The 13,222-nt window shown below is 72.8% G+C and carries 11 protein-coding genes; 8 read left to right on the forward strand and 3 right to left on the reverse strand.

Translation table 11 applies throughout. From position 1 onward, the window contains the following. Positions 1 to 71 precede the first annotated feature (71 nt). The 3 genes from ACFWFZ_RS01530 to ACFWFZ_RS01540 all read right to left on the reverse strand — a co-directional run bounded on the left by ACFWFZ_RS01530 (position 72) and on the right by ACFWFZ_RS01540 (position 3,906). Entirely contained in the window at positions 72 to 485 is a 414-nt protein-coding gene (locus tag ACFWFZ_RS01530; protein ID WP_387114918.1) for a cytidine deaminase family protein, read from the reverse strand. A 116-nt stretch (positions 486 to 601) separates the two neighbouring features. Then, positions 602 to 1,918, reverse strand: a complete 1,317-nt coding sequence (gene paaK, locus ACFWFZ_RS01535; protein WP_387114921.1) for a phenylacetate--CoA ligase PaaK — start codon at positions 1,916 to 1,918, stop codon at positions 602 to 604. Between the two features lie 329 nt (positions 1,919 to 2,247). Beyond that, entirely contained in the window at positions 2,248 to 3,906 is a 1,659-nt protein-coding gene (locus tag ACFWFZ_RS01540; protein WP_387114924.1) for an acyl-CoA synthetase, read from the reverse strand. Between the two features lie 187 nt (positions 3,907 to 4,093). Between ACFWFZ_RS01540 and ACFWFZ_RS01545 the strand changes: the two genes are divergently transcribed. The 8 genes from ACFWFZ_RS01545 (at position 4,094) to ACFWFZ_RS01580 (ending at position 13,162) form a co-directional block, all read left to right on the forward strand. Beyond that, on the forward strand, positions 4,094 to 4,894 hold the full coding sequence (locus tag ACFWFZ_RS01545) for a crotonase/enoyl-CoA hydratase family protein (protein WP_387114927.1): 801 nt from the start codon (positions 4,094 to 4,096) through the stop codon (positions 4,892 to 4,894). Between the two features lie 259 nt (positions 4,895 to 5,153). After that, on the forward strand, positions 5,154 to 6,134 hold the full coding sequence (locus ACFWFZ_RS01550; protein ID WP_387114929.1) for a Zn-ribbon domain-containing OB-fold protein: 981 nt from the start codon (positions 5,154 to 5,156) through the stop codon (positions 6,132 to 6,134). Then, a complete protein-coding gene (locus ACFWFZ_RS01555) occupies positions 6,134 to 7,207 on the forward strand; it encodes a thiolase domain-containing protein (RefSeq protein ID WP_387114932.1) in 1,074 nt (357 codons plus the stop codon). Before ACFWFZ_RS01550 ends, ACFWFZ_RS01555 begins: the two co-directional genes overlap by 1 nt. After that, on the forward strand, positions 7,204 to 8,370 hold the full coding sequence (locus ACFWFZ_RS01560) for a thiolase domain-containing protein (RefSeq protein WP_387114935.1): 1,167 nt from the start codon (positions 7,204 to 7,206) through the stop codon (positions 8,368 to 8,370). Before ACFWFZ_RS01555 ends, ACFWFZ_RS01560 begins: the two co-directional genes overlap by 4 nt. A 132-nt stretch (positions 8,371 to 8,502) precedes the next feature. Continuing rightward, on the forward strand, positions 8,503 to 8,730 hold the full coding sequence (locus ACFWFZ_RS01565; protein WP_370466718.1) for a DUF397 domain-containing protein: 228 nt from the start codon (positions 8,503 to 8,505) through the stop codon (positions 8,728 to 8,730). A 177-nt stretch (positions 8,731 to 8,907) separates the two neighbouring features. Beyond that, on the forward strand, positions 8,908 to 9,315 hold the full coding sequence (locus tag ACFWFZ_RS01570; RefSeq protein ID WP_387114938.1) for an ACT domain-containing protein: 408 nt from the start codon (positions 8,908 to 8,910) through the stop codon (positions 9,313 to 9,315). Positions 9,316 to 9,440: 125 nt separating this feature from the next. Next, positions 9,441 to 12,296 carry an ATP-binding protein gene (locus tag ACFWFZ_RS01575; RefSeq protein ID WP_387114941.1) on the forward strand — a complete coding sequence of 952 codons (2,856 nt, stop codon included), beginning with the start codon at positions 9,441 to 9,443 and terminating at the stop codon, positions 12,294 to 12,296. A 365-nt stretch (positions 12,297 to 12,661) separates the two neighbouring features. After that, the gene (locus ACFWFZ_RS01580) at positions 12,662 to 13,162 is read left to right on the forward strand and encodes a hypothetical protein (protein WP_030030746.1); all 501 of its coding nucleotides are present in this window, start codon (positions 12,662 to 12,664) and stop codon (positions 13,160 to 13,162) included. Positions 13,163 to 13,222 lie beyond the last annotated feature (60 nt).

Genomic DNA, 13,222 nt, shown 5'->3' on the forward strand with positions numbered 1-13,222 from the left:
GCCGCAGGGTCGTGCCCGACGGACCGTTGGCCGGTGCGGCGTCGGCTCCTCGGCGTAGACGACTCCGGCCCTTATGCAGTGTCCAGTCGGTGGTCGGCCCAGACGTAGCGTGCGGGGAGCAGGTCCGTGATGGGGACGCTCCTGACGTGGTCGCCCTCGCCGACGATGACCTCGATGGCGGGGAAGTGGTCGAGGAGGACCTGGCGGCACCGGCCGCACGGCGCGACGACCCCCCGGTCGCGGTCGCCCACGGCGACGATCGTGTCCAGCGCGTAGACGCCCTGGGCGGCCGCAGTGCCGATGAGGACCAGCTCGGCGCACGGCCCGCCCGTGAAGTGGTAGGCGTTCACCGCGGTGACGATCCGGCCGTCCCGCGCGCGGGCTGCGGCCGTCATGGTGTGGTGGTCGCCCCGGCAGCGGGTGCGGGCTGCGTCGGCCGCCGCATCGACGAGCTCGCGGTCGACGTGGTGCTTTCGAGTGGTCATCTGCTCTGCCTTCATCGGGTGTCAGCCGACCCTGCCCACGGGGGTGGCCGGCGGCGTGCAAGCGGATATCGCCCACCGCGCGACGGCCTTCGCACCGGGGTGCTGCGAGGCGGTCGTCAGCCGGTCGGGGGATGGTCCACGGCGCGGAGGTCGACGAGTCTTCTGATCTTGCCCACCGAGCGTTCCAGGGTCTCCGGGTCGACCACCTCGACCCTGACGGAGACGCCGATCCCTGCCTTGACCCCGTGGACCACTTCGGCCGCCGCTGCCTTCCGCAGGGCGGCGTCCGACTCCCGGCGGGCCTCCACCCGGACCGTCAAGGTGTCCAGCCGGCCCTCCCGGGCCAGCCTCAGCTGGAAGTGCGGTGCCAGCCCCGCTGTCCGCAGGAGGATCTCCTCGATCTGGGTCGGATACAGGTTCACCCCACGCAGGATGATCATGTCGTCGCTGCGACCTGTGATCTTCTCCATCCGGCGGAAGGACGGCCGTGCCGTGCCCGGGAGCAGCCGCGTCAGGTCCCGGGTGCGGTAGCGGATGACCGGCATGGCCTCCTTGGTGAGAGAGGTGAACACCAACTCCCCCAGCTCGCCCTCCGGCAGCACCGCGCCCGTCAGGGGATCGACCACCTCGGGATAGAAGTGGTCCTCCCAGATGTGGAGGCCGTCCTTGGTCTCGACGCATTCCTGTGCCACGCCGGGACCGATGACCTCGGACAGGCCGTAGATGTCCACTGCGTCCATGTCGAGGCGCTCCTCGATCTCCCGGCGCATCTCCTCGGTCCATGGTTCCGCACCGAAGATCCCCGTCCGCAGCGAGGTGGTGCGCGGGTCGATGCCCTGGCGCTCCATCTCGTCCAGCAGGGTCAGCATGTAGGAGGGCGTCACCATGATGACCTCCGGACGGAAGTCCTCGATGAGGCGGACCTGGCGGTCCGTCATCCCGCCCGAGGCGGGCACGACCGTGCAGCCGAGGCGCTCCGCTCCGTAGTGCGCGCCCAGGCCGCCCGTGAACAGGCCGTAGCCGTAGGCGATGTGGACCATCTGCCCGGGTCTGCCGCCGGCCGCACGTATCGAACGGGCCACCACGTCGGACCAGGTGGAGAGGTCCCCGTCGGTGTATCCGACGACGGTCGGACGCCCGGTGGTACCGCTGGAGGCGTGGATGCGGCGCACCTCGGAACGTGGCACCGCGAACATCCCGAAGGGGTACTGGTCGCGCAGATCGGCCTTGGTGGTGAAGGGGAACAGGGGGAGATCGGCCAGGGAGCGGCAGTCGCCGGGATGCACACCGGCCTTGTCGAAGGCCTGCCGGTAGAACGGCACCCGTTCGTACGCGCGGTGCAGGGTCGCCCGCAGCCGGGTGAGCTGCAGGGCCGCCAGCTCGTCGCGGCTCAGCCGCTCGCCCTCGTCGTGGAATCCCGCCTGCGCCGCCATGTCGTCACCTCATGGTGAGAAGACCCGGATACCGACCGATCATTCGGTAGATTGCCAGGACTCCGCAGGTGAAATCAATGACTCGAACGAGTGGTCGTCTGATCCGAGGGGCTGCCGATCGCACTCCGCACGTCCTCGATCTGCGCGGCGTCGGCGAGACCTCGCGAGGACGCCCCGAGGAGGCCCCGCCGGGCGGCGGCCCGCCCCGGGGCGCGCCCGCGCCGGCCCCGGCGCCTGCGGTCCTCCCGCCACCCGCGCGGCCCATCGCAGGCTCGCGGGGGAGGCGCTGGTCCTGGCGGTCGCACTGGACGGGCAACCCGCCCGTGGTCTCAGCGCACCGTCCCCGTGTCGGTGTCCGCCTCCGCCGCGACCGCCTGCGCCGCGACCGCCTGCGCCCAGCGGTAGTCCGCCTTGCCGCTCGGGGAACGCTGTATGGCCGGGGTGACGACCAGCTGCCGCGGGATCTTGTAACCCGCCAGTCTCGTGCGGCAGTGGCTCTGGATCGCGTCCAGCGTCGGCGCCTCGGCACCCGGCCTCACCTGCACCACCGCCGCCACGTGGCTGCCCCAGGTCGGGTCCGGGACCCCGGCCACCAGGGCGTCGTACACGTCGGGATGCGACTTCAGCGCCTGCTCGACCTCTTCCGGATAGACCTTCTCGCCGCCCGTGTTGATGCATTGCGAGCCGCGGCCGAGCACCGTGACGATGCCCTGCTCGTCGACGGTCGCCATGTCGCCGAGGAGCACCCAGCGCTCCCCGTCCTTCTGGAAGAAGGTGTCGGCGGTCTTCTCCGGGTCGTTGTAGTAGCCGAGCGGCACATGGCCGCGCTGCGCGAGGCGCCCCGGCTCGCCGACCGCCACCGGCTCGTGCGTCACCGGGTCCACCACCCGGGTGCGGTCGTTGACCTCCAGTCGGAAGCCCTTCTCGGGGCCGGAGTCGTCCGTGGCCCGGCCGTTGGACCCGGACTCGGAGGACCCGAAGTTGTTCAGGAGCAGGACGTCCGGCACCAGCCTCTGGAACTCTGCGCGCACCGTCTCGGACATGATCGCCCCCGACGAGGAGACGCTGAACAGCGACGACAGGTCCGTCCCCCGCAGCGGGCCGTTCAGCGCGTCGATGAGCGGCCGGAGCATCGCGTCGCCGACCAGCGACACGCTCGACACCTTCTCCTTCTCGATCGTGCGCAGCACCTCCTCGGGGGCGTACTTGCGGTGGATGACCACCCGCTGGCCGTAGTTGAAGGCGATGAACGAGGTCAGCGTCGACGTTCCGTGCATCAGCGGGGGAGCCGGGAAGAAGGTGAGCCCGGCGCCGCGCGCCGCCACCCGCTCCGCCAGCTCCTCCGGCCGCTTCACCGGCTCGCCCGAGGGCTCGCCGCCGAAGAGCCCCGCGAAGAAGAGGTCCTCGGCCCGCCACATCACGCCCTTGGGCATGCCCGTGGTCCCGCCGGTGTAGATGATGAACAGGTCGTCGGCGCTGCGCGCCGGGAATCCGCGCCCCGGCGCCCCGGCCGCCTCCGCGTCCGGGTACGCGACCGGCGCGATCGACGGCTCCGCAGCCCCCTCGGGCGCCTCGCCGACCCTGATGAGGTGACGCAGCTTCGGCGTCCTCGGCAGGGCGGCCGCCACCCGCTCCGTGAACTCGCCCTCGAAGACGAGCGCGGCGAGGTCGGCGTCGTTGTAGAGGTAGACCAGCTCCTCCTCCACGTACCGGTAGTTGACGTTCACGGGGACCAGCCGGGCCTTCAGGCAGGCCAGGACGGTCTGGAGGTACTCGATCCCGTTGTAGAGGTGCAGGCCCAGGTGCTCACCGGCCGTCAGGCCGCTGTCCAGGAGGTGGTGCGCGATCCGGTTCGCCGCCGCGTCCAGCTCCGCGTACGTGAGGCGGCGCTCGGCGCCCGTACCGGGGTGGTCCACGTACACGAGGGCCTCGCGGTCCGGGACCACGTCCACGACCGATTCGAACAGGTCGGCAAGGTTGTACTCCACCGTTCCTCCTGACCCCGTTGTTCCCGACGACTGGCCCCGTGGCCGGCTGCTCGGCGGTCATTAGAGCGCCGCGGCCGGCAACTGGGAAGGGGCGCCACGCAAGAAATCTGACTGGGTGTCAGAAAACTATTGAACTGCACCCTCCCCTACTGCAACCTGTTCTAGGTCTTGAGATGGGAGGACGGCAATGGGTGGGACGGAACACCTCACCGTGGAACGCCGCGGCGCCACGCTGGTGCTCACCATGAACAGGCCCGAGGCGAAGAACGCGCTCTCGCTGCCACTGCTGGTGGGGCTGTACGACGGCTGGCTGGAGGCGGACGCCGACCACGAGATCCGCTCCGTGGTCCTGACCGGCGCGGGCGGAGACTTCTGCGCCGGCATGGACCTCAAGGCCCTGGCCGGCAAGGGCATGGCGGGCGACCGGTACCGGGACCGCCTCAAGGCCGACCCCGACCTCCACTGGAAGGCGATGCTCCGCCACCACCGGCCGCGCAAGCCGGTGATCGCGGCGGTGGAGGGCTACTGCGTCGCCGGCGGCACCGAGATCCTCCAGGGCACCGACATCCGGGTGGCGGCCGAGGGGGCCACCTTCGGGCTCTTCGAGGTCAAGCGAGGGCTCTTCCCGATCGGCGGCTCCACCGTACGGCTGCCCCGGCAGATCCCGCGCACGCACGCCCTGGAGATGCTGCTGACCGGACGCCCGTACTCCGCCGAGGAGGCTGCACGGATCGGGCTCGTCGGGCGGGTCGTCCCGGACGGGACGGCACTCGACGCGGCCCTGGAGATCGCCGAGCGGATCAACGCGTGCGGGCCGCTGGCTGTCGAGGCGGTCAAGGCGTCGGTCTACGAGACCGCCGAGCTCACGGAGACGGAGGGCCTGGCCTGCGAACTTCTGCGCGGCTGGCCGGTCTTCGACACCGCGGACGCCAAGGAGGGGGCGCGGGCCTTCGCCGAGAAGCGGCCGCCGGTGTACCGGCGCGAGTAGTCCGGGCCGGGCCGGGTCGAGCCGGGCCGGGCCGGGCCCCGTCGGCCCGGGCCCGGACCCGTGGCTGCGCCTGTGCCCCGACCCGTGGCTGCGCCTGTGCCCGGGTGCGGCGCCGTAGCGGGGGGATCCGCCCCCGGACTCCCGCGCCTCGAACGCCGGCGGGGCTGAAGGGCGCTACGAGCGCCGGCGGGGCTGGGAGCGGCGCCTCGAACGCCGCTGGGTTTGGAATCACCGGAATCAACCGCAACGGAGAGCCACCATGACAGCTGCCTCCCCACCGGAGGTGCTCCGCGCGCCTCTCGTCGTCGAGTTCCCCTTCACCCGGTCCCTCGGGCCCGTCCAGAGCGCCTTCCTCACCGGCCTGCGCGAAAGCACCCTCCTCGGCGTGAAGACCGCGGACGGCAGGGTGGTGGTCCCGCCCGTCGAGTACGACCCCGTCACCTCCGAGGAGATCCGCGAGCTCGTCGAGGTCGCCGCCACCGGCACCGTCACCACCTGGGCCTGGAACGAACGGCCCCGACCCCACCAGCCCCTGGCCACGCCCTTCGCCTGGGTCCTGGTCACGCTCGACGGCGCCGACACCGCCCTCCTGCACGCCCTCGACGCCCCCGGCCCCGAAGCAGTGCGCACCGGCATGCGCGTACGCGTCCGCTGGGCCGCCGAACGCACCGGCGCCATCACCGACATCGCCTGCTTCGAACCGTACGACGACCCCACCCCCGAAGCCGGGCCGGCCGCCGGAGCCGCGCCCGCACCGCACGACGGCGTCTTCCAGGACCCCGTCACCGGCATCGTCGCCGAGGCCCGCCTGGACTACGTCTACAGCCCCGGCCGCGCCCAGACCGCCTACATCGACGCCCTCTGCGAACAGCGGACCGTCGGCGAGCGCTGCCCCTCCTGCCACAAGGTGTACGTCCCGCCGCGCGGCGCCTGCCCCACCTGCGGGGTCGCCACCACCGACCAGGTGGAGGTCGGCCCGGCCGGCACCGTCACCACCTTCTGCATCGTCAACATCAAAGCCAGGAACCTCGACATCGAAGTCCCCTACGTCTACGCCCACATCGCCCTCGACGGCGCCGGCCTCGCCCTCCACGGAAGGATCGGCGGCATCCCGTACGACCAGGTCCGCATGGGGCTGCGCGTCGAGCCCGTCTGGACCGAAGGCGGCCGCTACCCCGACCACTACCGCCCCACCGGCGAACCGGACGCGGACTACGACGCGTACAAGGAGCTCATCTGATGACCGGGCCCAGGACGAGCAGGTACGCACGCGACGTGGCCGTCGTCGCCTTCGCGCAGAGCGACCACCTGCGCCGCACCGACGAGCTCAGCGAAGTCGAGATGGTCATGCCGGTCCTCCACCAGGTGCTCGCCGCCACCGGACTGAAGGCCGGCGAGATCGGCTTCACCTGCTCCGGCTCCAGCGACTACCTGGCGGGCCGCGCCTTCTCCTTCACCATGACCCTCGACGGGGTCGGCGCCTGGCCGCCGATCTCCGAGTCCCACGTCGAGATGGACGGTGCCTGGGCCCTCTACGAGGCCTGGGTCAAGATCCAGACCGGCGAGGCGGACACCGCGCTCGTCTACTCGTACGGGAAGTCCTCGCCCGGATCCGTACGCGACGTGCTCACCCGCCAGCTCGACCCGTACTACCTCGCCCCGCTCTGGCCCGACTCGGTGGCCCTGGCCGCCCTCCAGGCCCAGGCCCTCGTCGACGCGGGCGAGACCGACGAGCCCGCCCTGGCCGCCATCGCGGCGCGCAGCCGGGCCGACGCCGAGGCCAACCCGCACGCCCAGCTGCGCGGCGCCGTCCCGCAGGGCGACTACCAGGTCCGGCCGCTGCGAACCGGCGACTGCCCGCCCGTCGGCGACGGCGTGGCCGCGGTGATCCTGGCCGCCGGCGACCTCGCGCGGCAGCTGTGCGAGCGCCCCGCCTGGATCACCGGCATCGACCACCGCATCGAGGCGCACGGCCTGGGCCTGCGCGACCTCACCGACTCCCCGTCCACCCGGATCGCGGCGCGGCACGCCGGGCTCTTCGACGCCCCCGTGGACACTGCGGAACTGCACGCGCCGTTCTCCTCCCAGGAGGTGGTGCTCCGCAAGGCCCTCGGGCTCGGCGACACCGTCGCCGTCAACCCCTCCGGCGGGGCGCTCGCCGCCAACCCGATGATGGCCGCCGGCCTGATCCGCATCGGCGAGGCCGCCGCCCGCATCCACCGCGGCGCATCCGACCGGGCCGTCGCCCACGCCACCTCCGGCCCCTGCCTCCAGCAGAACCTGGTCGCCGTCCTGGAAGGGGACGCAAGGTGAGCAAAGAGCCCGTGGCCGTCGTCGGAATCGGCCAGACCAAGCACGTGGCCGCCCGCCGCGACGTGTCCATCGCCGGACTCGTCCGCGAGGCCGCGGTACGCGCCCTCGCCGACGCCGAACTGACCTGGGCCGACATCGACGCGGTCGTCATCGGCAAGGCCCCCGACTTCTTCGAGGGGGTGATGATGCCGGAGCTGTACCTGGCGGACGCGCTCGGCGCCGTCGGAAAACCGATGCTGCGCGTGCACACGGCCGGCTCGGTCGGCGGGTCCACCGCGCTCGTCGCCGCCAACCTCGTCGCCGCCCGCGTCCACCGGACCGTCCTCACCCTCGCCTTCGAGAAACAGTCCGAATCGAATGCCATGTGGGGGCTCTCCCTCCCCGTCCCCTTCCAGCAGCCCCTGCTCGCCGGCGCCGGCGGCTTCTTCGCCCCGCACGTGCGCGCCTACATGCGGCGCACCGGCGCGCCCGACGCGGTCGGCTCGCTGGTGGCGTACAAGGACCGGCGCAACGCGCTGAAGAACCCGTACGCGCACCTGCACGAGCACGGCATCACCCTGGAGAAGGTCCGGGCCTCGCCGATGCTGTGGGACCCGATCCGCTACTCCGAGACCTGCCCGTCCTCCGACGGGGCATGCGCGATGGTCCTCACCGACCGGGCGGGCGCGTCCCGTTCGCCGAAGCCGCCCGCCTGGGTGCACGGCGGGGCGATGCGCAGCGAACCCACCCTCTTCGCCGGAAAGGACTTCGTCTCCCCGCAGGCCGGCAAGGACTGCGCCGCCGACGTCTACCGGCAGGCCGGGATCACCGACCTGCGCCGGGAGATCGACGCCGTCGAGATGTACGTGCCCTTCTCCTGGTACGAGCCGATGTGGCTGGAGAACCTGGGCTTCGCCGAGGAGGGCGAGGGCTGGAAGCTCACCGAGGCCGGAGTCACCGAGATCGACGGGGACCTCCCGGTCAACCCGTCCGGGGGCGTGCTGTCCACCAACCCGATCGGCGCGTCCGGCATGATCCGCTTCGCGGAGGCGGCCCTCCAGGTACGCGGCCAGGCCGGGGAACACCAGGTGCCGGGAGCCCGCCGGGCACTGGGGCACGCCTACGGCGGCGGCGCGCAGTTCTTCGCCATGTGGCTGGTGGGGGCGCAGGAGCCCGCCTCCTGAACGCAGCCGCCGGCCCCGCCCGGGTGCCGGACCGGTCACGAGTGACGCACCGTGGCCTGTGCGGCACCCGCCGCGATGGTTAACCTGGCCCCCGGACGACGTACCGGGAGGAGCACGCACGTGGCCGAGAGCATGACTTCACAGCCCCTGGCCGGCTGGGGGAAGCCGGACCTCGATCTCACCGAGGCGGACTGGCAGTCGAGCAGTCGGGGAGCGGGCGACGTCCAGATCGCCTTCGTCGAGGGCTTCATCGCGATGCGCAACAGCGAGCGCCCCGAGAGCCCCTCCCTGATCTTCTCGCCCGACGAGTGGCACAAGTTCGTGCTGAACGCCCGGGGCGGGGAGTTCGACCTCACCTGACCGCCCGCCACGAGTTGCCCCGTGGAGCAAGGAGCGGCGTCCGGTGCGTGCTCTCGGCGCACCGGCCGAAAGCCACGTACGTCCCGTACGAGCGCTTCCGGCCGGCACGCCGAGAGCACGCACCGGACGCCGCTCCTTACAGGCAAACGTTGCCTGGCGCGGCACTAGAGTTGCCGCATGAGTGGAGAGAGCGACCTGCGGAAGCTGCTGAGCGGGATGCGCCCCGAGCTGAACGACGGCGTGTACGTGTTCTGCACGGTCCCCGGGGGAGCCGTTCCCGCCGGGACCGCACCGGTCGCCACCGTCCTGGAACCCGAGGGCCTCACCCTCGTCCTGCGCCAGGAGGACGCCGACGCGGCCGGTCTCGCCTACGACTACACCGCCGGGTGGATCACCCTGCGGATCCACTCCGCGCTCGACGCCGTCGGCCTCACCGCGGCCTTCGCCGCCGAACTCGGCTCCCACGGCCTGAGCTGCAACGTCATCGCCGGATACCACCACGACCACCTCTTCGTGGCGGCCGACCGGGCCGCCGAGGCCGTCGCCCTCCTCGAACGCCTCGCGACACGTTCCGGGCAGGACTGATCGCGCTCGGATCCTTCTCGGAACCCCGTCGGAAAAGAAGATCGGATTCTTTCCGACAGTGGGACACCCCGCGATGTGCGCGGGCGTACGCTGATCTCCCAGAACAGGCCTGGGGGGTACCAGCCATGACGGACCACCGGATGCGCATACGGCGCACCATGGTCGAACGCGATGCCGAACTCGCGATCGTCGACGAGGCCCTGGACCAGCTCACCGGTCCCGGGCCGGACGCCGGCGGCGCGCTGCTGGCCTTCTCCGGGCCCGCCGGCTTCGGCAAGACCACCCTGCTCGCCGAACTGCGCCGCCGCGCCCACGCCCGCTCCTGCACCGTCCTCGCCGCACGCGGCGGCGAACAGGAGCAGAGCCAGCCCTTCCACGTCGCCCGCCAGCTCATCCAGCCACAACTGGCCGGCACCTCCGAGCAGGAGCTGCGCGCCGCCCTCGGCAGCTGGTACTCCATCGTCGGCCCCGCCCTCGGACTCTGCGCCCCCGAACAAGGTGCCCCGCCCGACCCCCAGGGCCTGCGCGACGGGCTCGACTGGGTCCTCACCCACCTCGTCGTCAAACGCGCCCCCGTCGCCCTCGTCCTCGACGACGCGCACTGGGCCGACCCCGAGTCCCTCAGCTGGCTCGCCGCCTTCGCCCCGCGCGCCGAACTCCTCCCGCTGCTCCTCGTCGTCGCCTACCGGCCCGACGAACTGCCCGCGCACGCCGACGCCTTCCGTACGCTGCCCGGCCGGGCGGGACAGACTCCGCTGCCCCTCGCCCCGCTCACCCCGGCCGCCGTCGCCGCCCTGGTCCGCGAGGCCCTCGGCGACCAGGCCGACGACGCGTTCTGCAAGGAAGCCTGGGCCGTCACCGGCGGCAACCCCTTCGAAGCCGTCGAACTCACCGCCAAGATCCGCGGCAGGGGACTGCGGCCCGTCGAGGAGAACGCCCCGCAGCTGGCCGACCTCGCCGCCGCCCAGCGCGGCAGCGGCCTCGTCGCCCGCCTCGAACGCCTCGGCCCCTCCACCGTCCGCTTCGCCTGGGCCTGCGCCGTCCTCGGCACCGCCATCCCGCAGGACATCGCCGCCCGGGTCGCCGCCCTCGGCACCGAGGAAGCCGCGGGCGCCACCGCACGCCTGCGGGCCGCCCGCATCCTGTCCGCCGCCGGATCCCCGTCCGACCACGAACCCGGGACGGGGCTGGAGTTCGTCCACCCCCTCATCGCCACCGCCATCTACCAGGCCATCCCCGACGCACTGCGCGTCGCCCTGCACGGCAAGGCCGCGGCGGCCGTCGTCGACGCGGGCCTCGGCTCCTCCGCAGCAGCCCGCCACCTGCTGGAGACCCACCCCGAGAACGACCCCTGGGTGGTGCGCACCCTGCGCGAGGCAGCCGCGGAGAACCTCCGCGCCGGAGCCCCCGACGCCGCCCGCCGGCAGCTCGCCCGCGCCCTGCGCGAGCCACCCGACTTCGACGAACGAGCCGCCGTACTGTACGAACTGGGCTGCGCCTCACTGCTGACCGAGCCCGCCAACACCGTCAACCACCTGCGGGCGGCCCTCGCCGAGCCCTTCGACGACCCGGCGCTGCGCCAGGGCATCGTCATCCGGCTCGCCCAGGTCCTCGCGCACAGCGACCGCCTCGCCGAGGCCTCGGAATCACTCGCCCGCGAGATCGCGCAGACCTCGGACGTACGCGCCCGCCTGCGCCTGCAGTCCGAGCAGTTCATGTGGGACGCCTTCAACGCCGCCGAGACCGACTCCCCGGCCCGCTCCCGCCGCCTCGCCCGGCTCGCCGACCGCCTCACCGGCCGCGACCTCACCGAGCGGTACGTGATCGCACTGCGCGCCTGGGACGCCTGCCTGCGGGGCGAACCGGTGGACGTGGTCCTGCACCACGCCGGCCGGGTGCTGGAGCGCCCCTTCAGCTGGGCCCACGAGGACCGCGGCTTCGAGGTCCCGGTACTCGCCGCCATGGTGCACATGTACGCCGACCGCCCCGGCCGCGCGGAGGAGCTGTTCGAGGCGGGCACCGCCGAGTTCGAGCGCCAGGGCTGGCGCGGCGCCCACCTGTCCTTCGCGTACAGCCTGCGCGCCTACATCCGCTACCGGCGCGGACGGCTCGTGGAGGCCGAGGAACTGGCCCGTTCCGGACTGCGCCTCGCCGAGCGCGTGGGCCGGCGCACCCCCGTGCACTGGTACGCCATAGCGATCCTCCTCACGACCCTGCTCGCCCGGGGCCGCGTCGACGAGGCCTGGGAGCTCGCACAGGAGCACCAGTTCGGCGCCCCCTTCCCGGCCGCCGTGGTCTTCCCCGACTCGCAGACCGTCTACGCCGAACTGCTGCTCGCCCGCGGCGAGGTGCGCGCGGCCGTCACCGAACTGGAGTCGGTGGACCGGCGGCTGACCCCGCGCGGCATCCAGAACCCGGCCTGGTGCCCGTGGCAGCTGCACCTCGCGCGGGCCGTCGCCTCCGAAGATCCGCAGCGGGCCCGCGCCCTCGCCGCCGACGCCGTCCGCCGGGCCAGGGCCTTCGGCGCCCCGTCCGCCATCGGCCAGGCCCTCAGGGTCGCGGCGGAGGTCGCCGCGCCACGGGACCGCACCGAGCTCCTCCGGGAGGCCGTCACCCTGCTCTCGGCCTCACCCGCCGGCTACGAACTCGCCCGCGCCCTGGCCGCCCTCGGCTACGGGCTGCGCGACGCGGACCTGCTGGCGGCGTCCGTGGTCACGGCCCGGGAATGCGGTGCCGACGGGCTGGTGGAGGAGGCGACCGAGATCCTGACGGGCATGGGCGGCGCCCTGCCCGCCGCGCGGCCCCGTGCGGACTGGGTCACCGAGGAGGAGATCCGGGCTGCCGACCTGGCCGTACGGTCGGAGAAGGAGCCCGGGCCGGCGTCCCCCGACTGGGTGCTGTCGGCCGCCTGCCGCAAACTCGGCACCGACCGGTCCGGGCTGCGCGCCGCACTGGAGGCCTTCGCCCGTAGCTCAGCATGATCGGAGCCGCCGCCCGGCGGACAGGACCTAGGGCCGGACAAGACGTACCGCTTCCGGCGTACCGACGGTCCGGAATCCTGGAGGGTCCTCTTCTCGGGTGACGATGTCCGCACGGTGCCCGCTCTCACCTCATCGGCGGACGTCGAGGTCGCGGGCACGGCCTGGCGGCCTCGCCCTGTTCCTCTGGGCCGCCCACCGCCCACCGCCCACCACCCTGCACGTCACAGGTGACACCGGACTGCTCACGCACGGGTTCACCCTGGTCCCGCCGGTCCGACGGCCCGGACCGTCGGACCCGGCCTGGGCAGGTCCCGGGATGCGGACCCCCGGGCCGGAAAACCCGCGCGGCCACGTACCATGGCCGCATGTCCTTCCTCCGCCGCCACCGCGCCGCCACACCCGCCGGCCCGGACTTCGATGTCCTGGCCATGGACCCGGGGGACTGGCCGGGCAATCTCGGGGCCGGGCTGCTGCCCGCGCCCGACGGCAGCTGCCAGGGGGTCTTCCTCCGCTACGACCTGTTCGGCGGACGCGGCCCCGCGATGATCATCGGAAACCTGCCCGAGGGGTCCCCGGCCCGGGACCTCACCGACGGCCAGGTCCCCTTCGAGGTGGCCCAGCTCCTCGACGCGCTGGAGAACGACGAGGACGTCGAGGTCACGGGCGTCGAGGACTGCCCCGTCATGCAGGGCGACAACCTCCTCATCGTCCGGAAGATCAAGCTGTCGGAGTCCCGCATCTCGTGCGTGCAGTTCGACCGCAGCGACAACGTGCTGGTCACCATCGCCAGCTGGGACCGCCCGATCACCGATGACCTCTACGCGCTCCTGAAGCCGCTCCCCGCCGAGCTCTTCCAGCAGGGCTGACCCGCCTCACCCCCCGGGCCGGACCCCTGGCCCCCAGGCCGGGCGCGCTGCCCGGACCGA

Origin of the sequence: Streptomyces sp. NPDC060232 (genome assembly GCF_042726555.1) — a bacterium.
Taxonomy (GTDB): Bacteria; Actinomycetota; Actinomycetes; order Streptomycetales; family Streptomycetaceae; genus Streptomyces.

Coding starts and splice junctions, on each gene's coding strand:
- ACFWFZ_RS01580 (WP_030030746.1), top strand. CDS start 12,662: ATGTCCTTCCTCCGCCGCCACCGCGCCGCCACACCCGCCGGCCCGGAC.
- ACFWFZ_RS01575 (WP_387114941.1), top strand. CDS start 9,441: ATGACGGACCACCGGATGCGCATACGGCGCACCATGGTCGAACGCGAT.
- paaK (WP_387114921.1), bottom strand. CDS start 1,918: ATGGCGGCGCAGGCGGGATTCCACGACGAGGGCGAGCGGCTGAGCCGC.
- ACFWFZ_RS01530 (WP_387114918.1), bottom strand. CDS start 485: ATGACCACTCGAAAGCACCACGTCGACCGCGAGCTCGTCGATGCGGCG.
- ACFWFZ_RS01565 (WP_370466718.1), top strand. CDS start 8,503: ATGACTTCACAGCCCCTGGCCGGCTGGGGGAAGCCGGACCTCGATCTC.
- ACFWFZ_RS01570 (WP_387114938.1), top strand. CDS start 8,908: ATGAGTGGAGAGAGCGACCTGCGGAAGCTGCTGAGCGGGATGCGCCCC.
- ACFWFZ_RS01550 (WP_387114929.1), top strand. CDS start 5,154: ATGACAGCTGCCTCCCCACCGGAGGTGCTCCGCGCGCCTCTCGTCGTC.
- ACFWFZ_RS01545 (WP_387114927.1), top strand. CDS start 4,094: ATGGGTGGGACGGAACACCTCACCGTGGAACGCCGCGGCGCCACGCTG.
- ACFWFZ_RS01555 (WP_387114932.1), top strand. CDS start 6,134: ATGACCGGGCCCAGGACGAGCAGGTACGCACGCGACGTGGCCGTCGTC.